The 24,251-nt window shown below is 46.2% G+C and carries 23 protein-coding genes and 3 tRNA genes; 11 read left to right on the top strand and 15 right to left on the bottom strand.

Annotation, left to right across the window (positions count from 1 at the left end):
• The first annotated feature begins 151 nt into the window (after positions 1–151).
• A complete protein-coding gene (sodC, locus tag L2713_RS11310; RefSeq protein ID WP_248967972.1) occupies positions 152–664 on the top strand; it encodes a superoxide dismutase [Cu-Zn] SodC in 513 nt (170 codons plus the stop codon).
• Positions 665–788: 124 nt separating this feature from the next.
• Here sodC and gap read toward each other — a convergent pair whose 3' ends face one another.
• Positions 789–1,799: a type I glyceraldehyde-3-phosphate dehydrogenase gene (gene gap, locus L2713_RS11305; RefSeq protein ID WP_011622787.1), complete on the bottom strand. Its 1,011-nt coding sequence runs from the start codon at positions 1,797–1,799 to the stop codon at positions 789–791.
• A gap of 212 nt (positions 1,800–2,011) precedes the next feature.
• A complete protein-coding gene (locus L2713_RS11300; protein WP_248967971.1) occupies positions 2,012–2,899 on the bottom strand; it encodes a DUF2989 domain-containing protein in 888 nt (295 codons plus the stop codon).
• A 206-nt stretch (positions 2,900–3,105) separates the two neighbouring features.
• On the opposite strand from L2713_RS11300, the gene L2713_RS11295 reads away from it, so the two are divergent.
• The 5 genes from L2713_RS11295 (at position 3,106) to L2713_RS11275 (ending at position 6,661) form a co-directional block, all read left to right on the top strand.
• Entirely contained in the window at positions 3,106–4,539 is a 1,434-nt protein-coding gene (locus tag L2713_RS11295) for a glyceraldehyde-3-phosphate dehydrogenase (RefSeq protein WP_248967970.1), read from the top strand.
• Between the two features lie 326 nt (positions 4,540–4,865).
• Positions 4,866–4,941, top strand: a tRNA-Gly gene (locus L2713_RS11290).
• A gap of 23 nt (positions 4,942–4,964) precedes the next feature.
• A tRNA-Cys gene (locus tag L2713_RS11285) sits at positions 4,965–5,038 on the top strand.
• Positions 5,039–5,087: 49 nt separating this feature from the next.
• Positions 5,088–5,174 (top strand) — tRNA-Leu (locus L2713_RS11280).
• A 293-nt stretch (positions 5,175–5,467) separates the two neighbouring features.
• Positions 5,468–6,661, top strand: a complete 1,194-nt coding sequence (locus tag L2713_RS11275; protein ID WP_011622784.1) for an amino acid aminotransferase — start codon at positions 5,468–5,470, stop codon at positions 6,659–6,661.
• A gap of 204 nt (positions 6,662–6,865) precedes the next feature.
• Here L2713_RS11275 and L2713_RS11270 read toward each other — a convergent pair whose 3' ends face one another.
• The gene (locus tag L2713_RS11270; RefSeq protein WP_011626149.1) at positions 6,866–7,789 is read right to left on the bottom strand and encodes a YvcK family protein; all 924 of its coding nucleotides are present in this window, start codon (positions 7,787–7,789) and stop codon (positions 6,866–6,868) included.
• A gap of 317 nt (positions 7,790–8,106) precedes the next feature.
• Here L2713_RS11270 and L2713_RS11265 point away from each other — a divergent pair, with 317 nt between their 5' ends.
• The gene (locus tag L2713_RS11265; protein ID WP_089067761.1) at positions 8,107–8,919 is read left to right on the top strand and encodes a glucosaminidase domain-containing protein; all 813 of its coding nucleotides are present in this window, start codon (positions 8,107–8,109) and stop codon (positions 8,917–8,919) included.
• Complete coding sequence (locus L2713_RS11260; RefSeq protein WP_248967968.1) at positions 8,912–9,535, top strand: DUF2987 domain-containing protein; 624 nt, start codon at positions 8,912–8,914, stop codon at positions 9,533–9,535. The genes L2713_RS11265 and L2713_RS11260 overlap by 8 nt, the downstream gene beginning before the upstream one ends.
• 58 nt (positions 9,536–9,593) lie before the next feature.
• Here the strand turns inward: L2713_RS11260 and ttcA are convergent, their stop codons facing one another.
• From ttcA to ccoN, 11 genes are all read right to left on the bottom strand, one after another.
• Positions 9,594–10,562 carry a tRNA 2-thiocytidine(32) synthetase TtcA gene (ttcA, locus tag L2713_RS11255; protein WP_248967966.1) on the bottom strand — a complete coding sequence of 323 codons (969 nt, stop codon included), beginning with the start codon at positions 10,560–10,562 and terminating at the stop codon, positions 9,594–9,596.
• 77 nt (positions 10,563–10,639) lie between these two features.
• Positions 10,640–11,572: a universal stress protein UspE gene (gene uspE, locus L2713_RS11250; RefSeq protein ID WP_011622779.1), complete on the bottom strand. Its 933-nt coding sequence runs from the start codon at positions 11,570–11,572 to the stop codon at positions 10,640–10,642.
• A gap of 142 nt (positions 11,573–11,714) precedes the next feature.
• Complete coding sequence (gene etrA / locus L2713_RS11245; protein WP_011622778.1) at positions 11,715–12,467, bottom strand: electron transport transcriptional regulator EtrA; 753 nt, start codon at positions 12,465–12,467, stop codon at positions 11,715–11,717.
• Positions 12,468–12,522: 55 nt separating this feature from the next.
• A complete protein-coding gene (locus tag L2713_RS11240; protein WP_248968038.1) occupies positions 12,523–13,215 on the bottom strand; it encodes a sulfite exporter TauE/SafE family protein in 693 nt (230 codons plus the stop codon).
• An 8-nt stretch (positions 13,216–13,223) separates the two neighbouring features.
• Entirely contained in the window at positions 13,224–13,424 is a 201-nt protein-coding gene (ccoS, locus tag L2713_RS11235) for a cbb3-type cytochrome oxidase assembly protein CcoS (RefSeq protein WP_011622776.1), read from the bottom strand.
• Positions 13,425–13,444: 20 nt separating this feature from the next.
• Complete coding sequence (locus L2713_RS11230) at positions 13,445–15,844, bottom strand: heavy metal translocating P-type ATPase (RefSeq protein WP_248967964.1); 2,400 nt, start codon at positions 15,842–15,844, stop codon at positions 13,445–13,447.
• 22 nt (positions 15,845–15,866) lie between these two features.
• A complete protein-coding gene (locus tag L2713_RS11225; RefSeq protein ID WP_011622774.1) occupies positions 15,867–16,346 on the bottom strand; it encodes a FixH family protein in 480 nt (159 codons plus the stop codon).
• Positions 16,347–16,456: 110 nt separating this feature from the next.
• The gene (gene ccoP / locus L2713_RS11220) at positions 16,457–17,425 is read right to left on the bottom strand and encodes a cytochrome-c oxidase, cbb3-type subunit III (protein WP_248967962.1); all 969 of its coding nucleotides are present in this window, start codon (positions 17,423–17,425) and stop codon (positions 16,457–16,459) included.
• Positions 17,425–17,601 (bottom strand): CcoQ/FixQ family Cbb3-type cytochrome c oxidase assembly chaperone, encoded by a 177-nt coding sequence (locus L2713_RS11215; protein WP_011072349.1) that lies wholly within the window; start codon positions 17,599–17,601, stop codon positions 17,425–17,427. Before L2713_RS11215 ends, ccoP begins: the two co-directional genes overlap by 1 nt.
• A gap of 11 nt (positions 17,602–17,612) precedes the next feature.
• Positions 17,613–18,239 (bottom strand): cytochrome-c oxidase, cbb3-type subunit II, encoded by a 627-nt coding sequence (ccoO, locus tag L2713_RS11210; RefSeq protein ID WP_011622772.1) that lies wholly within the window; start codon positions 18,237–18,239, stop codon positions 17,613–17,615.
• Between the two features lie 12 nt (positions 18,240–18,251).
• Positions 18,252–19,688, bottom strand: coding sequence for a cytochrome-c oxidase, cbb3-type subunit I (ccoN, locus tag L2713_RS11205; protein WP_011072351.1), 1,437 nt, complete (start codon positions 19,686–19,688; stop codon positions 18,252–18,254).
• Positions 19,689–19,911: 223 nt separating this feature from the next.
• On the opposite strand from ccoN, the gene L2713_RS11200 reads away from it, so the two are divergent.
• A complete protein-coding gene (locus L2713_RS11200; protein WP_248967960.1) occupies positions 19,912–20,397 on the top strand; it encodes a hypothetical protein in 486 nt (161 codons plus the stop codon).
• 99 nt (positions 20,398–20,496) lie between these two features.
• Here the strand turns inward: L2713_RS11200 and L2713_RS11195 are convergent, their stop codons facing one another.
• On the bottom strand, positions 20,497–22,083 hold the full coding sequence (locus L2713_RS11195) for a DUF3369 domain-containing protein (protein WP_248967958.1): 1,587 nt from the start codon (positions 22,081–22,083) through the stop codon (positions 20,497–20,499).
• A 171-nt stretch (positions 22,084–22,254) separates the two neighbouring features.
• Here L2713_RS11195 and L2713_RS11190 point away from each other — a divergent pair, with 171 nt between their 5' ends.
• Both L2713_RS11190 and L2713_RS11185 read left to right on the top strand, forming a co-directional pair.
• Complete coding sequence (locus L2713_RS11190; protein ID WP_089067768.1) at positions 22,255–22,473, top strand: hypothetical protein; 219 nt, start codon at positions 22,255–22,257, stop codon at positions 22,471–22,473.
• 61 nt (positions 22,474–22,534) lie between these two features.
• Positions 22,535–23,830 (top strand): tyrosine-type recombinase/integrase, encoded by a 1,296-nt coding sequence (locus L2713_RS11185; protein WP_248967956.1) that lies wholly within the window; start codon positions 22,535–22,537, stop codon positions 23,828–23,830.
• Positions 23,831–24,251 lie beyond the last annotated feature (421 nt).

The following is a 24,251-nucleotide window of genomic DNA, read 5'->3' as shown; positions in this document are numbered from 1 at the left end:
GATGCATATATGCTTCAATTTAAAGAAATACACGCTCTTTTACTTACTGGATCGGTGTTGTTGGCCTAAATTTGATATATCAAAGCGTAGGTGAGTTCACTCATTGCGCTGTGTTCATGCAATTTTGTATAAGATAACCATGGAGAAGGGTATGAAAAACATCGTGTTACTGCTTGCATCAATGTCTGCTGCCAGTGCATTTGCAGACGTGAGTGTGCCTATGAATCTTGTCAACGAAAAGGGCGTGGGTGAAAGTGTCGGTCAAGTGACCATTTCAGAGTCGCAGTATGGAGTGGTATTTACGCCATCACTCAAAGGCTTAATGCCGGGATTACATGGTTTCCATCTACATGAGAACGGCAGCTGTGATCCAAAGGAAAAGGACGGAAAAATCGTTCCTGCTGGCGCGGCAGGTGGACACTATGATCCTGCCGCCACGAAGGCCCACGGCGCGCCATGGGGAGAAGGGCATTTAGGCGATCTGCCACCATTGTTTGTCGATGCAGACGGTGCTGCTAGCCAGGCCGTGCTGGCACCGCGCTTAAAAATGGGGGAGCTTAAAGGCCATGCGATCATGATCCATGCCGGTGGCGACAACCATTCCGATCACCCAGCGCCTTTAGGTGGCGGCGGTGCGCGTGTAGCCTGCGGTATTATCAATTAATGTATCGCCACATTCAGTGGTTAGCGGCGAAATGCTAGCATTGGTAACGACAGTGGATTAATGAGCCGTGAAATCGGTATAAAAAAGCCCCGCAAGAGCGGGGCTTTTTGATAAAGAAGAATGATTACTTCGCGTTCATCAGCGCAACCGCGTTATCTAACATACGGTTACTGAAGCCCCATTCGTTATCGTACCATGCCATCACTTTGACTAAACGGCCGTTAACGCGGGTTTGAGTCGCATCGAAGTTAGATGAAAACGCATTGTGGTTAAAGTCGATAGACACCAGTGGCTCTTTGTTAACCGCTAACACTTCGCTCAGTGGCGCAACAGCAGCGGCACGTTCGATGATGGCGTTAACTTCTTCAACAGTGGTATCACGTGCTGCAATGAAAGATAAATCCACTAAAGACACGTTAACAGTCGGTACACGTACTGCTAAACCATCGAATTTACCTTGTAATTCAGGTACAACTAAACCTACTGCCGCGGCAGCGCCAGTTTTAGTTGGGATCATTGACAGTGCTGCAGCGCGGGCACGGCGTAAATCTGTGTGGTATACGTCAGATAAACGTTGATCGTTGGTGTAAGCATGAATGGTGGTCATCAGACCTGATTCGATACCAATTTCGTCATTTAACGGCTTAGCGAAAGGCGCTAAACAGTTAGTGGTACATGAGGCATTAGAGATAACTGTCATATCCGCGGTCAACACATTGTTGTTTACACCGTAAACGACGGTTGCATCAACGTTTTTACCTGGTGCAGAGATAATGACTTTCTTCGCGCCCGCCGCTAAATGTGGCTGTACAGATTCTTTAGAAGTGAAGATACCAGTACATTCGAACACGACGTCAACTTGTAAGTCGCCCCAAGGTAATTTACCTGGATCGCGTTCTTGGAAGGTGAGGATCTTGTCGCCGTTGACATAAATTGCTTCAGCATCATGCTCAACTTTGGCATTGAAACGACCATGTACAGAATCGTATTTTGTCAGGTGAGCGTTGATTGAAGCGTCGCCTAAATCGTTGATGGCAACAATTTTGATTGGGTAAGCTTTTTCGCTTTCATACAGGGCGCGTAATACGTTTCTACCGATACGGCCATAACCATTTATTGCTACACGGATAGTCATCTCATATCCCTCTGGTGATTATAAAATTCAACTGGTAGTAAAATTACCAAACTGACAGCTATCGTCAAGTGAATTCGGCAATTTTGCCGGGATTCGGTTAACAAATTAGGTGTTTTTTTTACATTGCTCGCGAAAACACCATTTTCAGCGCTGTATTTGGGTAAAAAATTACAAGGTGGCAAACATTTTGCCGACGTTCTTCAAAACGCAAGTTAAGGCGAATTTGGCTTCTCTGGCTCGACAGTTGTTGCCGCAGGCGGTGTTACCTCTGTCTGGGGCGGAGCAAGCCAGAGCGCAACCGGACTGGTTGAATAGAGGCCATCTTCTAACGCGTCGATTAAGTTCTGGGCGTATTGATCTAATTTGGCCGCTAGCGTCTTGTCGCCACCGATTAAGGCTAGCATCTTATCTTCAGAATACTTCTGCTGCGTAAGTAGTAAATTGGCTTTGGTCAGCATATATGTTTTTTCAAACGCTTGGGTTTGACGATAGGCTGAGGCGAGCCCAAGCAACCAGTTGGGATCAAAGTCGGCATATTGAATTTCTGCAAACACTTTAAGATAGAGTTGCTGCGCTTTGATGGCATTTCGATTGCTGTAATAGGTGGCGATTTGCGCTAAGAGAAAAGGTTCAGTGACTTCACCGGCATTTTCTTGCGCTAATAGTCGGTTTAAGGCATCGGTGTCGCCAAAACGTGTCCATTGATAGTAAGACATAAAGGGGTCTTGGCGTTCGCGGGTTTCTTCCTGTAGACGGCTGAGGTTTTCTGTACTTAGGCGAAAGGCTCTTGCTCGGTCTGCTGTGCGATTCGTATGGATGATATGTTGCACCCCTGAGGCCAATTCAATACAACGGCTGTAATCTTCAAGGTAAGTTAACTGTTGGTAAAGTTGCTTACCCGTAGGATTTTTGTTGTCTAATAGGTCGAATCGGCTCTGGATCAGCAGGGTTTTCTCGGTTAAACACCATCCATCCTTATGCAAATCAGCACAAATTTCAGGATTATTTTTACAAATCGTTTCGATATTTCGGCCATTATCACAACCGAAAAGGCTTATTGCGAGGGTAAATGATGTAATTATTACTAGATTTTGTCTCAAAATACGCTCCAAAATGCAATTTTCTCTAATAAAATTACAGATTTACAGAAAATATCTTACTGGCAAGCTGGGTCAGTTTTCATTACAATGGCGCCGACCAAAACACAGGGTTTTCCCTAAAACCTCCATAAGATTATTGGTCTTTTCGTCATGTTACTCAAACCTTTCAATATATTTTATTGAAAAGTGAGATAAAGGATCTGTAAATGAGCGCTGATAAACACCTACAAAGTTGGCAAGAACGTTTTGAAATGGCAGAGGCAATGCAACCTTTGCTGGGCAAGTTGTACCGTAACCAAGGCGTCGAAGTTGTGGTTTATGGTAAGCCATTACTCAATGCTTCTACTATTGAGATTATTAAAGCGCACCGTTTAGTTCGTCGTCATGTCGGCGAGAAATTACGTTTACGCGAGAGTTTCCCGTTTGTTCAAGCCTTAAGCAGACTCGCAGTTAAACAATGTAAAGTGGATATTGGTAAGCTTGCCGTTAAATACTGGGCTGAACATACCGATACCAACGAAATTGAAAGCTATATGGCACGTGAATTAGCGGCGGCGATTGATCATGCTGATGATATCGCCCCGCGTGATGTCGTGTTGTATGGTTTTGGTCGTATTGGCCGCTTATTAGCGCGCTTACTGATCGAACGTACTGGCCGCAGCAACAAGTTAAGACTGCGCGCTATCGTGTTACGTGGTGGTAAGAAGGGCGATTTAGAAAAACGCGCAAGCTTACTGCGTCGTGACTCTGTTCATGGTCCATTTAACGGTTCAGTTGAAGTGGATGAAGAGAACAACGCTATCATCGCTAACGGCACCTATATCCAAGTTATTTACGCAAACTCGCCAGATGAAGTGGATTACACCAAATACGGTATTACTGATGCCTTAGTGGTAGACAACACGGGTATTTGGAAAGATGAAGCTGGCCTTGGCTTACACTTGAAGAGCCCTGGTGCGAGCAAAGTGTTACTGACAGCTCCTGCAAAAGGCGCCATCAAGAACATCGTTTACGGCGTGAACGAAAGTGACATCACTGCAGAAGACATCATTGTGTCTGCGGCGAGCTGTACCACTAACGCCATCACACCAGTACTGAAAGCGGTAAACGACAAGTACGGTATCGAGAATGGTCACGTTGAGACGATTCACTCATACACAAACGATCAAAACCTGATCGACAACTACCACAGTGCTGACCGTCGTGGTCGCAGTGCACCATTAAACATGGTGATAACTGAAACAGGCGCGGCTAAAGCCGTAGCTAAGGCACTGCCTGTATTAGCGGGTAAACTGACGGGTAACGCGATTCGCGTGCCAACACCAAACGTATCTATGGCGATCATCAGCATGAACCTCAATGCTGAGACCAACAAAGACGAATTGAACGAATACCTGAAAGACACGGCGCTGCAATCACCATTGCAAAACCAAATCGATTACACAGACTCAACTGAAATCGTATCAAGCGATTTAGTGGGATCTCGCTATGCGGGCGTGGTTGATTCACAAGCGACTATCGCCGAAGGTAAACGTGCCATTCTGTACGTATGGTATGACAACGAATTTGGTTACAGCTGCCAAGTAGTCGGTGTGATGCAGACGATGTTAGGCCTGACGACTCTGTCTCTGCCGGCATAATTGCTACGCACATAAATACTTCCAAGAAAAAGCGTCCAGTAGGGCGCTTTTTTTTATGGCATTGACCCGTCCTAAATAGCGTTGATAAGGCTGGGTAACATCACTTCAGCTCTTGTTGTTGCAAAGAAAATCATCAAATTGATTATTCAATCGGCAAGTTTTTATCTCTGTGGCTGAATATTGGGCAAACAGTGCTTCTGAGCGCAATATTTCAAATTTGTTGATTGACTCTGAAGGTTAAATCGGTAGAATGCCAATCCGCAGTCAGGGGAAAGCGTAGCAACGTAACTCCTAAGCTTAATCGCTGATTAAGCTGTGACATCGATGCGACATTAGCTCAGTTGGTAGAGCGATACCTTGCCAAGGTATAGGTCATCGGTTCGAACCCGATATGTCGCTCCAACTCTTTACGAGTTTGGAAATCTGGCGCGATGGCAGAATGGCTATGCTGCGGATTGCAAATCCGTCGATCTCGGTTCGACTCCGGGTCGCGCCTCCATAGATTAAAGTATTAATGACACGATTCCCGTCGTTAATATAAAGAGTTTGCCCGAGTGGTGGAATCGGTAGACACAAGGGATTTAAAATCCCTCGCTGGTAACAGCGTGCCAGTTCAAGTCTGGCCTCGGGTACCATAACATAGAGAAGGCCTAACAGATGTTAGGCCTTTTTTATTGCCGAAAATCCCATTCTAACACCTACAAATTAATCCTTAAACAAATAGTGATCAGCCTCTTAAAAATCACAATTATCAAAAATTTCAGCTTCAAGACAATTGATCTCTCATTTAGTTGTTATTTATTTTAATCAATCCATAATACGCAAACTATTTCCTTAAGATGCGGCAATAGGCGCTATTCCCCCTCTTAAGACAGTGGTATAAATAAGCCGAATTTCCCCTACACGTGAACATTTAGGATAAGTAGTCATGATTTTCTCTCAGGTAGTACTCGCACCCGCTGATCCCATCCTTGGTTTAACCGATACCTTCAAGGCCGATCCACGCCAAGATAAAGTGAACCTCGGTGTTGGCATTTATAAGGATGAAGCAGGGCAGACTCCAGTATTACAGTCAGTGAAGAAAGCAGAAGCCCTATTGCTTGAGCAAGAGAAGACCAAGAACTATTTAGGTATTGAAGGGGTTCAAACCTATAACCGCGTGGTACAAGAGCTATTATTTGGCGAGGGCAGTACGCTTGTGACGTCAGGCCGTGCCGCGACCGCTCAGGCGCCAGGTGGTACTGGTGCACTGCGTATTGCCGCCGAGTTTCTACTGCGCAACACGCCATCGCGCACTGTGTGGGTAAGTAACCCAACTTGGGCGAACCATCAGAATATTTTTGAAACTGCAGGTTTAACGGTTAAAGAATACGGTTACTACAATGCCAGTGCCCACGATATCGATTTCGATGGCATGATGACAGATCTCGCCAATGCACAGGCGGGTGACATTGTTCTACTGCACGGCTGCTGCCATAACCCAACGGGTATTGATTTGACCTTAGCCCAATGGGAATTAGTTGCTAACCTGTGTGCAGACAAGCAGTTAGTGCCATTGTTTGACTTTGCTTATCAAGGTTTTGGTGCTGGGATTGAAGAAGATGCCGCAGGACTACGTTTAGTGGCTGCAAAAGTACCTGAGTTGTTAGTGGCTAACTCTTTCTCTAAAAACTTTGGTCTTTATAACGAGCGTATCGGCGCTGTGACTGTAGTGGCACAAAATGCCGATGAAGCGGTGCGTGCCTTCAGCCAAGTGAAGCGTACCATTCGCGCTAATTACTCAAACCCACCAGCACACGGTGCGTTAATCGTTAGCACCATTTTAAGCGATGCGGCATTAAAAGCACTTTGGGTACAAGAGTTGACCGAAATGCGTGAGCGTATCGCCGAGATGCGTACCCTGTTCGTCCAAAGCTTAAAGGATGAAGGCGTGACCCAGGACTTTAGCTTTATTTCCCGCCAAAACGGTATGTTTAGTTTCTCTGGCTTAAACAAAGCGCAGGTTGCACGCTTGAAAGACGAGTTTGGTATTTATATCGTCGGTTCAGGCCGTATTAGTGTTGCCGGTATGACCAAAACCAATATGCCTGTGATCTGTAAAGCGATTGCCCAAGTTCTTTAACTTAGTTCTTTAATTTAGTTCTTTAATTTAGTTCTTTAATTTAGTTCTTTAAGTTAGCTCTTTAACTTAGTTCTTTAATTTAGTCCTCTGGCATAAGAAGAGGGCTCACTAAAAAGGACAGCTTAGGCTGTCCTTTTGGTATTTTGAGCTGTCCTTTAGCATTTTGAATCTGTTGGGTGCTGAAGGGATGCGATTAGTGCGTCGTTATGACGCCAAGGTTTCTAGCGGTAAATCCGACTTAATTCTCAATACTGCGCTGAGCGCATCACGCAGCCCCGCCTGATCGTGTAATTGCGGATTGTGGCGATTTCTTAACGGGAAGTAATTCATTAAAGTGCCAAGGCGCACTTGTTCAGAGTGACGCAGTACCTTAGTGATCACAGGCTTGCCAATCACTTGATGGCACCAAGCTATCCGCTGCTCAATACTAAACTGGCCGGCTGGTGAAGTTTCTTCATTCAGATTATCGATAAAAACCACGGGCGCAGTGGTCATCGCTAAGGCTTTAGCAAAGCAGGGCAGTAACAGCGGTGGCATAATACTGGTCAGGAAGCTCCCTGGGCCTAGGATAATCAGATCCGCACGGCTGATGGCTTCACAGGCTTCGGCAGTCGCATCAACCTGTGGTTCAAGACATAAGGCAATGGGCGCCTCATTCATCTTATCGACATTAACCTCACCAAAGACCTTACAACCAGAGGCCTGCAATGCCACTAAATGGGTTGGTTGCTCTGACATTGGGATAATATTGGTTTCAATCTTAAGCATATGACGAATAAGATTGACGGCCTCGAGGGGCCTAACGCAAAGCTTGTCGAGGGCAAGCAACATCAAATTACCCAGATTGTGGCCGCTTAGTTCGGTTTCGCCCTGAAAGCGGTACTCAAATAATTGCGAGCTCACCGAAGGGCGATGGGCTAGTTGAGACAGACAATTACGCAGATCGCCCCAGGCAATACAGTCCTGTTCGGCCCGTAATCTGCCCGTAGAGCCACCATTATCTGTGGTTGCAACAATGCCTGTGAGACGATTGCCCAGAAAATCCAGCGATGAGAGTACACGACCTAAGCCGTGACCACCACCAATGGCGACCACGTGTCTGTATTGATTTAAGATTTGATGCTGCATGAGGGTTCCTTCCTGAATACCCAAAAAATCCTGTCCTGTTGTTAAGTGGTGCTGCGAAGCCTCGTTTGGGCTCGGTTGCCAATACCTGCATTAACGGAACCTTAGTATAAAAGCTCAGTCAAAAGCATGCACTAAATATTCACGCTCAAATTGTGCCAATGTGTATGAGTTAAGCGTGGGATCGCATTTTCAGAACAGATACGCTTTGACTGCGCTTGGCATGGGCGGTTTTGTCGTCAGATTTCGTGAATTTCAAGATATGACATATAATCTGGCGCTTATTTTGCCACTCGTGACTCAATATCAAAGGTGACTTATTGAAAACAGGTAGAATTGGTTCGTTTACACTCGCGTTAGCCCTAGTGATCTTAGCGATTTTTTCGCTGAGAGTCTGGCTCATTCCTACAATTGATGAGCCTGAATCTATCGTTAACCAACTGGAAAACTCCGTTGATCCCGTTACTCAAGTGCCTGACTTTTCTGCCATCAATGATGTGGCGGAAAAAAAGCGTGCCTTTTTTGATTTTCTCAGGCCGATCATTCAACAGCAAAACGCCATTATTGCCACCGAGCGTGACTTTATCACCGACATGTTGGCCTTAGTGGAGAACGACAGTACTCTGTCGGATAAACAGTTAGCGCAGCTCAATCAGTTATTTGATAAATATCAATATGCTGCCCGTAATGTGGATGCAAAATCCCTGAACAGTTTACTCAAACGGGTCGATATTATTCCCGAATCTATGGTGCTTATTCAGGCGGCCAATGAATCGGGGTGGGGCAGTTCGCGTTTTGCCCGTGAAGGCTTTAACTTTTTCGGCGAATGGTGTTTTAGCAATGGTTGCGGCATAGTGCCATCCTCTCGTGGTTCAGGCAAAACCCATGAAGTGAAAGTGTTTCCCTCGGTGGATGCTTCAGTGTCTTCCTATATGCGCAATTTGAACTCGAATACGGCATACACGCTGTTTCGCTCAATACGGGCCGATTTACGCTCTCAGGAAGCAGAGCTAAGTGCCGACCAACTGATCTATGGACTAGTGAATTATTCTGAAAGGCAAGAAGCTTATATCGACGAGTTACTCGATATGTTACGTCATAATGAAAAATATTTGGTGAAGGCGGATGTATAAAAAATGGTGGTTAGTGGGGCTTTGCTTGTGTGCGACAAGCCTGCAGGCAGAAACGATTTCCCTCGAATATAAAGGCTTTTATGACAGATTAAAGCAAGTCAATAAGGGGAATTATCAGTTAGTCGAAATCGCCTTTAGTGTACCAATGCTGCCTAATTGTCAGATCCAGAGTGGAAGCATTTCGAGTGAATTAAATTCAACGCCACTCACTTATACAGCGGCGCAGCGGTTGTTTATTCCCTTTGATGACGCGCTGAAAGATCAACGCGCATTAGTGAATCTAGAGTTTGAAGGCAAGGCTGAGGGCTGTGGTATTGCGATGCAAGTCAGAGCTAAGCAGACTTTAGCCACATACGACAAGGCGCGACTAGCGCAAATCGCCAGCGAAATGGATGCTTTACTCGGAGCCATGCAGGGCTTCCCGATGCGCTATTTTAAGGAGCCAATCGCGGGATTAAACTTTGAATTTGCTCAAGACCAAGCCGTTACTGTGACGCTTGATGGGCGTGAGCAACAGGTGAACAGCAGCTTTAAGTTGAGTGTTGAGCAGCTTAACAGCTTGACGTCGTTGCAATTTAGCCAGGCGCCGACCGTATTGAGCCCTTGGGTTAAGTAAGGATAGATTTTAGCTATAAAAAAGCCCACTCTCGTGGGCTTTTTTATGCGTATCGCGTTTACGCTTCGTAAACGTTGACGATATTGATGCGTTTTGCCGCATCTAAATCGATATGGCCGCTGTTGGCGATATCCAAAAAGTCAAATGCGGGTAAATCGGCTTCGGCCACATCACCCTTCATCGGCGCGTTGGGATCGCGTTTCAACGACACAAAGTCAAACTGCTCACGGTCAACACCCTGTGAAGGGGCTGTGTTTTGCATGGCGGTGAAAATGGTTTCAATACGGCCTGGGTAGAGTCTATCCCACTGATTAAGCATGTCTTTCACTGCTTGGCGCTTGAGGTTTTCCTGCGAGCCACAAAGGTTACAGGGAATGATAGGGAATTTTTTCAATTCCGCATATTCTTCTAAATCCTTTTCGCGGCAATAGGCGAGTGGACGAATAACCACGTTAGCGCCGTCGTCCGAGAGCAACTTAGGTGGCATGGCTTTCATCTTGCCGCCGTAGAACATGTTGAGGAACATGGTCTCAATAATATCGTCTCTGTGGTGGCCTAGTGCGATTTTGGTTGCGCCAATGCGCTGGGCAAAGCCATAGAGAGTACCGCGACGCAGGCGAGAGCACAGCGAGCAAGTGGTTTTGCCTTCAGGGATCTTTTGTTTCACAATCGAGTAAGTGTCTTTCTCGAGAATGTGATAGGGAATATTTAGGCTGTCTAAATAGGCTGGCAGTACGTGTTCAGGGAAACCCGGCTGCTTTTGATCTAAGTTAACGGCAATAATTTCGAACTGTACGGGCGCGCGCTGCTGTAGATTAAGCAGAATATCCAGCATGGCGTAACTGTCTTTACCGCCACTTAAGCAGCACATGACTCGGTCGCCATCTTCAATCATGTTGTAATCGGCGATGGCACTACCCACTTCACGGCGCAGACGCTTCTGTAATTTATTCAGACGGGTAATTTGTTTTTTTGATAATTCTTCAGGCATTTGACTCGCCGTAACTTCAGACATAGCTTCCAACATAAAAAAAGCGCCCAGTAACTCAGTTTCAGGGCGCGTATTATTCCAGCTATCGACGGCGGGGTAAAGAGCGGCGTGCGTTATGCCTCTTCAAGCGGCGATTTATAACCATCGGGTTTGATGGCTAATAAATCACAGTTAATGCTATCAATCACATGCTCTGCGGTATTGCCGATAAGCGCCGCCGAGAATCCAGTCCGACCGACGGTGCCTAAAATGACCAGCTCGGCATCGAGTTGCTCGGCAAGCTCAGGGATCACATCCTCTGGTAAGCCTTCTTTCACATGGCAGTGCAGGGTATCGATACCATAGGCATTGGCAAGGTATTGCACTCGTTGCTCATGTTGCATGCGAATGGTGTCGTTATAGGTTTGTGCATCGAAATCAGGCAGTTCAATAGCAAGATTCACCGGTGTGCCGGGATAACCATTGACTAAGTGCACTTCGGCGGCAAATTTTGCGGCTAAATCCTTGGCATGTTCGATAATCTTGCCATTTAGCATCTGATGATCGGTATCTTCGGTTGCCACGTTGACGGCGCAGAGGATTTTACCCGCTTCTGGCCAATCATGATCTTTGACCATCAACACAGGCACTGGCGCTTTACGCATTAAATGCCAATCGGTTGGAGTAAAAATAACGGCCTTTAACTTGTCGTGGGCGTGGGTGCCTTTGACGATCAAATCATATTGCCCTGCAATCGCATGGTTGATGATGCTTTCAAATGGGCGATTGTGCCAAATAACTTGAGTATCAATATCGAGTTGCAGGTGGTTATAGGCGGTCAGTAGATCTTGGATCCACGCCAGACGCTGATCAATCACACCTTGGCGCATGGCTTCGCGCTCTTGGCTCGATAGAATCGATGTCATTTCGTAGGAGAAGTCAAAAATAGAGAGAAACACAGTCACATGGGCGTTACTTTTACTGGCCAAGGTCACCGCTCGGGCGAGTGCAACTTGATGCTCTGTCGTTGGGTCGACTACTACCAGTATTTTTTGATAATCCTTCATAACATGTTCCTTTAGTCATAGGCTCATGTTCATCATGAGCCTTTGGCAATTATCTGTATTGTTCTAGATCAAAACTCTTTTCAAAACCAGTGCCTAGCGCATTAATTACGAATATTAAAGCACAAATCTAGGAAGGTGTGACTTATCTGGCGATCCTGGCATTACCTGCCAAGAGATTAAGTTCGTGGTGGTCAAGGATGGTGATGTACTTGCCTTTCACTTCAATCAAACCTGACTTTTGGAAACGGCCTAACAAGCGGCTGATGGTTTCTACGGTTAAGCCAAGGTAGTTACCAATGTCACCACGGGTCATGGTTAAACGGAATTCTTTCGGAGAAAACCCACGGTTGCCAAAGCGGTTAGCAAGATTGCTGATAAACGCGGCGAGGCGTTCTTCAGCGTTTTTCTTGCTCAGCAATAAAATCATTTCTTGATCGCTCATGATTTCATTGCTCATTAAACGCATGATTTGTTGGCGTAACTTGGGCATGCTGCCTGAAAGCTCATCGAGAATATTGAAGGGGATTTCACATACCATGGAGGTTTCTAAGGCTTGGGCAAAACTCTGGTGGGATTGAGCGTGTATACCGTCAAAACCAATCACATCGCCCGCTAAATGGAAACCAGTGATCTGTTCATCGCCCTGTTCGGTAATCGTATAACTTTTGACTGTACCAGAGCGGATGGCGAACAGGGACTTTAATGGATCGCCTGATTTAAAAATCTGCTCACCTTTTTGAATTGGCTTTTTACGCTCAATGATATCGTCGAGCTGATCGAGCTCGTTGGCATTGAGGGTAAACGGAATACAAAGGGTACCCATACTGCAATCGTGACAATGAATTGCGCACCCACTCGCGGCGGGACGACGGTTTTTATTCTGCTCTATTGTCATGTCGGTTCTCAAGTTAATCCACTGCAGCCATGTTAAACCAATTCACTCGCTTGGGCTAGTTTAGCTGCGACAGGGCGATATATAAAGTTTGTGCGCCGAAGGCAATTAAAAGTAAGCCACTCAATAATCTAACGGTTTTTTGCTGTACCCAATTGGCCAAACGTTTGGCCGCAACACCGGCACTCAGGAGCGCTGGGAGTGTCCCTAATCCAAAGGCGAACATAATCAAGGCGCCTTGGCTGGCAGAGCCTGCCGCCACCGACCAGGTTAAGGTGCTATAGACCAAGCCACAGGGTAGCCAGCCCCAAATCAGTCCAGCGGTGATGGCCTGCATGGGCGTAGTGATGGGCACGAGGCGTTGGGCTAAGGGTTTCAGGTAGCGCCATAACACTTGGCCAAGGCGCTCAATCTGCACTATACCCACCCAGATTTTTGCAATGTAAAGCCCGGTTGCAATCATCATCACGCCAGCAATGATCCTTAGGATCAACAGGTAACTGTCGAGTTCAAATAAGTGCCCAAGCATGGCCGATGAACCGCCGACTAAGGCGCCTGCGAGGGTATAACTTACTATCCGGCCGACGTTATAGCTTAATAAGTAGGTGAGTTGATGGGCTAAGTGATTGCCCTGTTTAGGATTCGGCAGTTGGGAGGAAAAGGCGCCAACGAGGCCGCCACACATGCCAAAGCAATGAGCTGCGCCCATTAACCCCACCAGAAATGCCCCTGTGACGTTATATTCAATCACAGAGCCAATCACTGAGGCATGCCTTTATCTTGTGCCTGTGACGATGGATTGGCTTGAGTCGGTTTGTCTGCATCCTCATCGAAGAGAATCGACACGCTTTGACGGTCTAAGTCATCGAATTGTTCGGATTTGACCGCCCAAAAGAACACGGCTACGGCGATCAACACAAAGATCATCGCGATAGGGATTAGTACATAAATGATGCTCATAACCTAAGCCTATTTCATTGTTATAATTTAATTCGTAATAATCTCAAACTGTTACCCACAACAATCAAAGAGCTTGCCGACATACCAAGGGCGGCAATATAAGGCGCAACATGCCCAGTTACCGCCAGCGGTAAAATCAGTGCGTTATAGCCTAAGGCCCAAGCGAGGTTTTGACGAATAATTTGTGTGGTCAGTTTAGCAACCTTGACCGCTTGGGTGAAGCGAGAGAGGTGATCGCCAAGCAGAATGAGATCGGCGCTGTTTTTAGCAATCGCGCTGCCGCTCCCCATAGCCACAGATAAATCGGCGCCCGCGAGGACTGGCGCATCATTGATGCCATCGCCGAACATCGCCACCGGTGTCGATTGCTGTAGTTTGGTCACCAGGGCCAGTTTATCGGCTGGAGTCAGTCCACTGTGAACATCGCTAATCCCGAGTTCTTTCGCCAATTGATGCACATGCCCAGAGCTATCGCCACTGGCAATACTAACCTTGCAACCTTGTTGCTTCAAAATATCGACGGTTTCTTTGCTATCGACACGGATATTATCTTGGATCTCAATCGTGGCGATGACTTCAAGCTGGCCATTATGGCTGCGGGCGAGCCAAATCAGCTGGTTTGCAAGTTTGGACTCGGCGGCGGCCCCCGTAAAGCTTGAGTTACCAATGCGGTACTCGGTGCCATTAATCAAGCCTTTCACCCCAAAACCCACTTCATGGTGAACTTGCTCGGCAACAACATCGACTTGGGCAAAGCTGGCAAAGGCCGCGGCAATAGGGTGGCGTGAGCCTGATTCTAGCGCTGCCGCAATTGCCAGTACCTGTTCTTTCTCTATATCGCTATGGCATTCAACCTTGGCAATCGATAGGGTGCCGCAGGTGAGGGTGCCGGTTTTATCAAATACCACATGTTTGATTTGTGGCAGTTTTTCAAATACGCCAGCTTTACGGGTAATAATCCCAAGGCGAGTAAGTATTGCGGTCGCACAGGTGACGGCGGTGGGGGTGGCTAGCGCAAGCGCGCAAGGGCAAGTTGCCACTAATACCGACAAGGTGACCCAAAAGGCATCTTCGGGGGAGATTTGCAGCCACACCAGATAGGTGATTGTCGCAATCGATAAGATAGTGCCTGAGAAATAACGCGACAGTTTATCGGCTAGCATAGCCACGGCAGGTTTAGTATTTGAGGCTAATTCCTGCAGGCGAATAATTTCGGCAACCAATTGGTCTTGCCCAAGGGCGGTCACTTTAACCTTAATGGGTTGGTCTAGGTTAATGGTGCCAGCAAATACTTGGCTATCGACGGGCTTTTCAATCGGCATTTGCTCACCGGTGAGCATGGCTTCATTGATGCTAGTGTGGCCGTCAACGACGATTCCGTCGGCGGCGACCATTTCGCCGGGTTTAATAAGAATAATGTCCCCGAGGCGTAATTTTTTCGCGGGGATCTCTTCTTGCCCCTGGGCCGTGACTAAATGCGCCGTTAACGGCACTAATTTGTGGAGATTACTGGAGCTGACGGAAGCTTTTTGTCTTGCCTTCTGCTCGAAATAACGCCCCAGCAGCAGGAAGAAGGTAAACATGGAGACGGATTCAAAATAGACTTCGCCCGTGCCGTTTACAGTCGCAAAGCAACTGGCGATATAGGCGCCGCCAATGGCAATAGAGACCGACACATCCATATTGAGTTTGCCACTGAGCAGGGTGCGAATGGCGCTGAAATAGAAGGGCTGCGCCGAGTAAAGCACCACGGGTGTGGCAAAAATCATGCTCACCCAACGGAAATAATCCCGATATTGCACATCCAAATCGGTAAAGTAACCGGTATAGAGGGCGAGGGCGAACATCATCACTTGCATGGTAGCAAAACCCGCCAAGCCTAAGCGCAGTAAAAATTTGCGGCTATTTTGCTTGGCGGTCAGTTCTTGCTCATCCACTTGATAGGGCGCGGCTTGATAACCTATACGGCTAATTTGTCCAAGAATATCACTGAGTTTAACTTGCTGTTTATCCCAGCTGATCATCGCCCTTTGGGTGGTGGAGTTGACCATCACTTGGCTGATGCCAGGCAGTTGTTTCACTTTATGTTCGATTAACCAAGCGCAGGCCGCACAGGTAATGCCGTCGATGGACAGCGACACAGAGTCACTCTTTTCCTCCGAGTGGACAAAGTCCTGCTGTACTTCGGGCAAATCGTAGGCACTAAACTGATTTAATTCATCGGGTACGAGTGCCGTCTGTTTACTGCCAGGTTCGGTTCGAAACTTGTAATAGCTTAATAAGCCTGCATCCACAATGGCTTGAGATACCGCTTGGCAGCCTGGGCAACACATGAGTTCATCGCGGTCATTAATGCGGGTGACAAACTGAGTCCCAGTGAGCACGGGCTCATTACAGTGAAAACAACTTGGATGTGTCATAGCAATATTCATTCAACCACAATTAGTTCAACCACAATTGGACGTTGTCTTTGAGTTCGACACGTTGATGAATACGCCATTTACCGTCAAAACCTTCGAGGCGGACTTCCCAAGCACCCGTTAATACATCGGGCAGGGTAATGCGATACACATGGTTAGCATCGGCCGTTACCGTCATCTTGATGTCTTTTTCGGCAATTGTTGGGTGATAAAATTCGACTTTTAACGCGGCTTGATAGGCGGGTCCACCGTGTTGGGTGAATAGCACTTCGTGGTGATTTTGTTCGAGTTGCCATTGCATGCCAAGCTGCTTGGCATATTTGACTTTACTCAAGTCCATGTTGATGGCTTTGCCTTCTTTGTAATAATCCTCGGCGACCAGAGAGTCAGAGTTAGAGAGGGCAATTTTTAGCGTGGTAAAACTTGCGACGACGGCACACAAAGGAAGAATAATTAAAAACCAAGGCCAAAACTGCTTATACCAGGGTTGTTGTTCGCTCATGTTAAATACCCATAATAAAAATTTGCGCCATTTTACCGTTAAAAGGTGGCTTTAGCACTTTAAAAAAAAGGCCTCGACGTTATCGAGGCCTTAGCGTTACTCACATCTAATTACTTGTTTGACAAGCTATAAACATAAGCTGCGATCACGTGGACTTTCTCTTCGCCGAGAACGTCTTTCCATGCTGGCATCACACCTGCACGGCCGTGTTTGATCGTTTCTTCGATCACACCGCGGCTACCGCCATATAACCAAACATCGTCAGTTAAGTTAGGCGCGCCCATGAGTTTGTTGCCTTTTGCGTCCATACCGTGACACGCAAAACAACCTTTCATGAATGAACCTTGACCTTGAGCGGCGAGTTTCTCGTCGTGCTCACGGCCAGATAACTTAACTACGTACTCGGCCAGACCTGCAATTTCGCTATCGTCGATTGGCAAACCACCTTTTGGTGGCATCATGCCATGACGACCGTTCATGATAGTGGTCTTGATGGTCGCTAAATCGCCACCGTATAACCAATCACTGTCGGTCAGGTTAGGGAAGCCTTTGCTACCACGTGCGTCAGAGCCATGGCACTGCGCGCAGTTTTGTAGGAACAAACGACCGCCCACTTTCAACGCTTCTTGGTTTTTCACTAACTCTTCGAGTGGTGTAGCCAAGTAAGCCGCGAAGATTGGGCCATATTTTTCGTTAGCGTGTTTAACTTCTTGATCATACTGAACGTACATGCCTTCTTTTGCTGCCAGCTCAACCGCTGCAGCAGAATCGGCTTTAATACCTTTCTCTGTACCAATGCTCTGGTTAGAGCTGGTCCAGTTCAGTAGACCTTTGTAGTTACCTAAACCTGGGAAGAGGGCTAAGTAAACCAGGCCAAACACGATAGTGATATAGAACATATAACTCCACCATTTTGGCAGTGGGTTATTGAGTTCTTCGATACCATCGAAACTATGACCCATAGATTCGCCTTCTTTGACATCCGTGGTGTTCTTTGAACACACACGCAGCAACAGAAAACATCCTGCGATCACAATTAACGAGAGTACGCTAATCCAAATACTCCAGAAGCTACTCATCACTTATTCTCTCCTGAGTCCTTCGATTCCTTGCTGATTTCCTCATCGGAAAACACAAGATTGGCTGCTTCATCAAAGGATTTTTGACGACGCGAGCTATATGCCCAAGCAAATATACCGACGAAGGTCAGCATCACAATGATGGTTAAAATACCTTGTAATGTGCCGTAATCCATATATTGCCTCCTTATTTGAGTGCGTGACCCAAAGACTGAAGATATGCAATCAAGGCTTCCAGCTCTGTCTTACCTTCAACAGCTTTCTGAGCGCCTGCGATTTCTTCATCGGTGTAAAGATCATTACCTTTGTAACCGCCTTTATGCATGTTACGCAGAATAGTCATCTTGTCGCCGGTTAACTTGCCGTCTAACTTGTTTTCGGCAAGCCATGGGAAGCCTGGCATATTCGATTGAGGGACCACTGCACGAGGATCGATTAAGTGAACTTCATGCCATTTATCGCTGTAGCGACCGCCAACACGAGCCAAGTCTGGACCAGTACGCTTAGAACCCCATTGGAATGGGTGATCCCAAACAGACTCACCGGCAACAGAGTAGTGACCGTAACGTTCAGTCTCTGCACGTAAAGGACGGATCATCTGGCTGTGGCAGTTGTAGCAACCTTCACGCACATAAATGTCACGGCCTTCGAGTTGCAGGGCAGTGTAGGGTTTCAAACCTTCAACAGGCTCAGTGGTATCTTTTTGGAAAATCAACGGCGTGATTTCTACCAAGCTACCGAAGCTGATAGCGATAACAGTGAAGATCGCTAACAAACCGATGTTTTTTTCAACTATCTCATGATTAAATTTCATCGAGTTTGCTCCTTAAGCCGCTTTTGCTTCAGCCAGTGCTGGCAATGAATCTTTAGAGGCTTTCACAGTACGGATCACGTTGTATGCCATGATCAGCATACCGGTTAAGAAGAAACAACCGCCGAGGAAACGTACGAAGTAGAAAGGATAAGAAGCTTCCAGACTTTCAACAAAGCTATAAGTCAAAGTACCGTCAGCGTTAACTGCACGCCACATCAGACCTTGCATTACACCTGAAATCCACATAGACACGATGTAAAGAACAGTACCGATAGTCGCTAACCAGAAATGCACGTTAACTAACTTGATGCTGTACATACGGCCATGGCCGAACAGTACTGGGATCAAGTGATACAGAGAACCGATAGACACCATTGCAACCCAGCCTAGCGCGCCTGAGTGAACGTGACCGACAGTCCAGTCTGTGTAGTGAGATAAAGCGTTAACTGTCTTGATGGCCATCATCGGACCTTCGAAGGTCGACATACCGTAGAAAGACAGAGAAACCACTAAGAAACGCAGTACTGGGTCAGTACGCAGTTTGTGCCATGCGCCAGATAAGGTCATGATACCGTTGATCATACCACCCCAAGATGGTGCGAACAGGATCAGTGACATCACCATACCTAAAGACTGAGTCCAGTCTGGCAGGGCAGTGTAGTGTAAGTGGTGAGGACCTGCCCAAATGTACAGTGCGATCAGTGCCCAGAAGTGCACAATCGACAGACGATATGAGTAAACAGGACGACCCGCTTGCTTAGGCACGAAGTAGTACATCATCCCTAAGAAACCTGCGGTTAACAGGAAACCTACCGCGTTGTGACCATACCACCATTGCACCATGGCATCGACCGCGCCACTGTACATAGAGTATGACTTGAACAAGCTAACAGGAACGGCCATTGAGTTCACGATGTGAAGCACGGCAACCGTAATGATAAATGCACCAAAGAACCAGTTCGCTACGTAGATATGCGATGTTGTTCGTTTGATAATAGTGCCGAAGAACACTATTGCATAGGATACCCAAACGATGGTGATGGCAATATCGATTGGCCATTCTAATTCAGCATACTCTTTACCGCTGGTGTAACCCATAGGCAGAGTGATGGCTGCTGACAGAATGATGGCTTGCCATCCCCAAAACGTAAATGCAGCTAATTTAGGTGCAAATAGTCGGGTTTGACAGGTGCGTTGTACGACATAATAGGATGTTGCAAAGAGGGCTGATGTTCCGAACGCGAAGATAACCGCATTGGTATGTAATGGTCGCAAGCGACTATACGTAAACCAAGGAGTATCAAAGTTCAGATGTGGCCAGATTAACTGAGCCGCAATTAATACACCGACTGACATACCAACAATACCCCACAAAACTGTGGTTAAGGCAAATTGGCGGACAATGGTGTAATTGTAATCAGCGCCTGTTGGCTGGGAATGGTTCATCATAATGCTTCCACTGCTTATTACTTTTACTTTTAGTAAAGACAAGCTTTACCTGTTATATATGACACAAAATCCACTTCCCTATTAGGGTTGTGAAGCCATGTCAATGCGTTACCCTACACATTTGTGCTCAAATATGAGGTTTCGCAATGATACTTGAGCCATGTCAAAAAAGATACCAAAGAAGGGGGCTGGAAAGTTGATCTAGATCAACCTACGCCATAGAATGTTAACATCTTGCATCACAAGGTTAATTTTTGTGCTTATTCGCAAACTTCTCCCACTCTCTCTCATGCTAGTTATGATGAATCTCACAGCTTGCAATGAAAAGACCACGCAACAGATAAAAACAATGCCCGCTGACCCGACACTTTGTGCCTTTACACGGGGGGATTGTATTAAACGCATTGGCGATTTAGAGCTGAGTATTAGTCTAACACCAGCGCATGCCCCGAGCGAAAAACCATTAACATTGAAGCTATTATCATCCGATGCTATCGATAATCTTCAGATCCGTTTAGAAGGCAGAGACATGTTTATGGGGGTTATACCTGTTAATCTTCGTGAAGTGAATAAAACCACCTATGAAGGGAAGATGATTTACGGCGCTTGCAGCAGTGGATACATGGTCTGGCGAGGATTTATCAGTTTTAACCGAAATGGTGTTCAACAAGCCATCGTTTTTGACTTTCTGGCCGATAATCCGAGTTGATTGGAACGATTGAGTCAAATAAAACCTTATTTCGTGAACTTTTGCTGAAGAAATAGCAGATACAGCTATTTACCATTCAGTTTGTGCTGATTTTTAAGGTTATTTTAATGACTCGTCATGATCCTTCCAGTTATCTTTGACTCGAACAAAGATATCGATGTTATTGATAAAGAGTTCGAGCAAATCAGGATCAAAATGTTTACCTGCACCTTTACGCATTTCGACGATAACATCCTCTAATGGCCAGGCAGCTTTGTAGCATCTTGCGTGTGATAGGGCGTCGAACACATCTGCGATAGCAACGATGCGGGCAAAAATGTGAATTTGGTCTTGTTTTAAATTGCTTGGATAGCCAGAGCCGTCATATTTTTCATGGTGTTGTAGGGCGATAATCGCCGCCGCTTTTAAAATCGGCCGTTCGGAATTGGCGAGGATCTGGTATCCAATGCTGGGGTGCTGACGCATTACAGACCATTCTTGGTCATCTAATTTGCCAGGTTTGAGTAATACCGCATCGGGGATGGCGATTTTACCTATATCGTGCATTGGAGAGGCGCGGCGCAATAAGTCGGCTTCGGTCTCGGTTAACCCCGCCAGTAACGCCAGTTGGGCACAATATTCCGCCATGCGCTTAACATGATTGGCGGCTTCTTTAGAACGACTCTCGACCACATCGCCTAAACGCAGGATCAGTTCTGATTGAGTATCTTCCACCTCTTGATTCAAGAGAAGATTCTCAAACGCAACCCCGACGTTTATCGCAAAAATATCGACCAGCTTTTTGTCCAAATCATCAATTTTATCAATGCCATCCATATAGAGCAGATTAATAAGACCGCTCTTTGTCGGGAAATAACCGATAAAGCAATTGTCTTCGTACAAGCAGCGCTTTTGCATTAAGGCGCTACGCAACAGCGTGGCGATATGCTCAGGGAGTTCTTTATGTGAAGGACTATTAGCAAATTGCCCTGTACCGGCGAGGATTTCAATTTCAGCCGTATCCACATGGCCACTAATCGCATCCATCGCATTGCAGGTCAGCAGCAAGGTTTCAGTATCAAGATTAAGCAGAGTCGCAACTTGGGTGAGTAGGCCATCGGCAAATCGATGTAAGGTTCTGAGTTCAAATAGGCCCGAGGTGGCTTCAAGCACCCGCTCTAAGCCCTTACGATGACTCACTTGCGCTCGTCTTGCTTGCTCGATTTCCATAATGTCGCGATAGGAGCGAAGGGCAGAGTAGACGCTGGTCATGAGTTTGCGGGAATCGAGTTCAGATTTGGCTTTGTAATCATTGATATCGTAATTGACTATTACATCCTCTTCGGGGGCTTGTCCGGGCTGGCCAGTACGGAGAATGAGTCGAATATTTTTGTTCACTTGCACTTCGCGGATCCATTTAACCAGCTCGAGTCCCGCATGGTCGCTTTCCATCACCACATCGATAAAAGCAACGGCAATATCTTGTTCATGGGCGAGCAGCTCCTTTGCCTGTTCGCCACTGTAGGCATTAATAAAGGTGAGGGCACGGCCATCGAGGCGAAAACGGGAAAGGGCGAGCTTAGTCACGGTATGGACATCGGGCTCATCATCGACAACAAGGATCTTCCAAGGGGCCCCAGAGGTAGAGGTTTCAGTGGTTTTCTTAGTGGAGAACAACGGCTTTTTGTTTGTAAGATCAATCACCATCCGGTACCTCAACACGTAAAGGAGCAGCACACAGTTAGAGTGTAGTAGAAGCCAATCAGATCAGTTGAAAATAATTAAGATAGTGGGGGAGTTAGCATTATTGCATTAACCTTGTTGATAACTATTCTCATTTTAGTATTATCGACACAGAGTTAATCGCAGGGGATTTATATGGCTGAACGGATCAATCTATCCATTTCAGAGGAAAAACTCGCGCAACTTATTCGCGAAGGCACGTTATGTGCGGCGGACTTTTCTTGTCTCGATAGTCAATCAAAACGAAAAGTCTGGCAGCTTTGTCTGATTTGCTGCCAAAAACGCATTGGTTGCCAGCAATGTACGCAAACGAGCTGTCCACAAATTGAGTTTTTGGTTAATGCCGATAAATAACGTTATCGGCATTTGCATTTAAGTATTATCATGCAATAAACCATTAAATTTTAAAGTTAATATGCAGCTTCCTCCAGTATTACCATTATTTGATTCAATTCAATTCATACAAGACGGTAACAGTGTGGTGAATCAATACATCACACAAGTCAGTCTTGCAGATGTACCTGATGCGGGTTTAGTAATGGAACACGCAACTGATTGGTTATTCGAGCAAAAACACAGTGAAAACAACTATAAAGCCTATCGGAGTGAAGTAACAACGTTCCTGCATTGGTGTTTTGATGTCGCGAAAATGTCGCCCACACAGGTGTTACGTAAGGATATGAGTCGCTATGTGGATTATTGCTTAGCGCCACCATTAACGCTAATCGGTTACTTTAACGTGCCACAGTTTAAAGTCGATAAATTGCGGGATGAGCGAGTGCCCAACAGCCTTTGGCGGCCATTTGTCGGCAAGAAAACCCTTGGGCAAGTGCAGCCTTATGTGCTGAGCGATAACGCCTTAAAGACCAAGATTGCTATTTTATCCTCGTTTTATAGCTATTTAATGAGTGAGGAGTTTTGCGAGCGTAATCCCGCGCAAATTTGGTTGAATCACAGTCGTTTTGCGCAAAACAAGCAGTATCAAAGACAAACTGATGAAGATGAAAACAGCTTGGCTTTCACAGAATTACAGTGGTCCTATGTGATGAGTACAGTGACTCAGCTGGCAGAAACGACACCCGAATTACACCAACGTAGTTTGTTTTTGATTTCATTGATTTATTCCTGTTATTTGCGTATTTCAGATGTTTCGGCTCGGGTTGGCTATTCGCCCGTTATGGGGCAATTTAGGCAAAATCCACAGACTGGAATTTGGAGTTTTCACATTCCGCTCAGTAAAGGTGGGAAAAAACGCAGCGTGGCCATTTCTAAGGCGTTACTCGATGGTTTGGTTAAATACAGGCAATTTTTGGGGCTGTCAGATTTTCCAAGCCAAGGTGAACATCATCCTTTGTTTGTTCGCCATCGCGCCGCCGGTCGTGGCCGCGACGCGGGTCTTGTCAATGCCAATCTCGGGATCCGGCAAATCCGCGACGACATCCAAACCATTATCAATCTCGCGGCGGATAATGCTCAAACCGATGGCTTTATCCAGGATGCTGAGCAAATGCGAAAACTCACCGCACACAACATTCGGCACACGGGGATCACCCATGATATCAATATCAATCGTCGACCGTTGTCACACGTACAAGCCGATGCTGGCCATGAGAGTATCGACACCACATCGAAATATTTGCATACCACACAAATAGAAAGACATGAAAGCGCCTTCAATAAGCCATTAGACCATTTACGCGGGATTGACTAGTACCGCGTTGGCATCCCAAATCCCTCTCATACAAAACTGCGCACAATGTATATTATGTTAAATTGAATGTGAGTGAATATGGTTGATTACCTTCCCTAGGCAAATGGCAGAATTTTATTAATTGCTCTTATTAGTCACTCACCATAAGGGTTAAGAATGCCCTCGTTTTAACACTCACCGTTGGTTATTAATCATCAGCCTAAGGATGCGTTTAATGAATTTATTAAAAGGCGTTTCTACGTGAATATTTGGCTAGGATTGCCCTGCAAGTTGTGCAGATTTCACGTAGCGCACGAATGTGACTAAAGGATTGTGATTAACAAAGATTGATGATGTAGCGATAAGTTCAGGTGGACTATCTTCATGCGCTATTAATGAGCGCGTTGATTAACCTCGCTAAATCGCGTTGTTTAGTCACGCC

Source organism: Shewanella seohaensis, assembly GCF_023283775.1.
In the GTDB taxonomy this organism is placed as follows: Bacteria; Pseudomonadota; Gammaproteobacteria; order Enterobacterales; family Shewanellaceae; genus Shewanella; species Shewanella seohaensis.
The sequence above is the reverse complement of the archived record's forward strand: the minus strand, read 5'-3'. Positions and strand labels throughout refer to the sequence as shown.

Coding starts and splice junctions, on each gene's coding strand:
- ccoO (WP_011622772.1), bottom strand. CDS start 18,239: ATGAAATTTAATCATGAGATAGTTGAAAAAAACATCGGTTTGTTAGCG.
- L2713_RS11230 (WP_248967964.1), bottom strand. CDS start 15,844: ATGACACATCCAAGTTGTTTTCACTGTAATGAGCCCGTGCTCACTGGG.
- ttcA (WP_248967966.1), bottom strand. CDS start 10,562: ATGTTGGAAGCTATGTCTGAAGTTACGGCGAGTCAAATGCCTGAAGAA.
- L2713_RS11215 (WP_011072349.1), bottom strand. CDS start 17,601: ATGGATTACGGCACATTACAAGGTATTTTAACCATCATTGTGATGCTG.
- uspE (WP_011622779.1), bottom strand. CDS start 11,572: ATGAAGGATTATCAAAAAATACTGGTAGTAGTCGACCCAACGACAGAG.
- sodC (WP_248967972.1), top strand. CDS start 152: ATGAAAAACATCGTGTTACTGCTTGCATCAATGTCTGCTGCCAGTGCA.
- L2713_RS11275 (WP_011622784.1), top strand. CDS start 5,468: ATGATTTTCTCTCAGGTAGTACTCGCACCCGCTGATCCCATCCTTGGT.
- L2713_RS11260 (WP_248967968.1), top strand. CDS start 8,912: ATGTATAAAAAATGGTGGTTAGTGGGGCTTTGCTTGTGTGCGACAAGC.
- gap (WP_011622787.1), bottom strand. CDS start 1,799: ATGACTATCCGTGTAGCAATAAATGGTTATGGCCGTATCGGTAGAAAC.
- L2713_RS11225 (WP_011622774.1), bottom strand. CDS start 16,346: ATGAGCGAACAACAACCCTGGTATAAGCAGTTTTGGCCTTGGTTTTTA.
- etrA (WP_011622778.1), bottom strand. CDS start 12,467: ATGACAATAGAGCAGAATAAAAACCGTCGTCCCGCCGCGAGTGGGTGC.
- L2713_RS11295 (WP_248967970.1), top strand. CDS start 3,106: ATGAGCGCTGATAAACACCTACAAAGTTGGCAAGAACGTTTTGAAATG.
- ccoN (WP_011072351.1), bottom strand. CDS start 19,688: ATGATGAACCATTCCCAGCCAACAGGCGCTGATTACAATTACACCATT.
- ccoP (WP_248967962.1), bottom strand. CDS start 17,425: ATGAGTAGCTTCTGGAGTATTTGGATTAGCGTACTCTCGTTAATTGTG.
- ccoS (WP_011622776.1), bottom strand. CDS start 13,424: ATGAGCATCATTTATGTACTAATCCCTATCGCGATGATCTTTGTGTTG.
- L2713_RS11195 (WP_248967958.1), bottom strand. CDS start 22,083: ATGGTGATTGATCTTACAAACAAAAAGCCGTTGTTCTCCACTAAGAAA.
- L2713_RS11185 (WP_248967956.1), top strand. CDS start 22,535: ATGCAGCTTCCTCCAGTATTACCATTATTTGATTCAATTCAATTCATA.
- L2713_RS11200 (WP_248967960.1), top strand. CDS start 19,912: ATGTTAACATCTTGCATCACAAGGTTAATTTTTGTGCTTATTCGCAAA.
- L2713_RS11190 (WP_089067768.1), top strand. CDS start 22,255: ATGGCTGAACGGATCAATCTATCCATTTCAGAGGAAAAACTCGCGCAA.
- L2713_RS11270 (WP_011626149.1), bottom strand. CDS start 7,789: ATGCAGCATCAAATCTTAAATCAATACAGACACGTGGTCGCCATTGGT.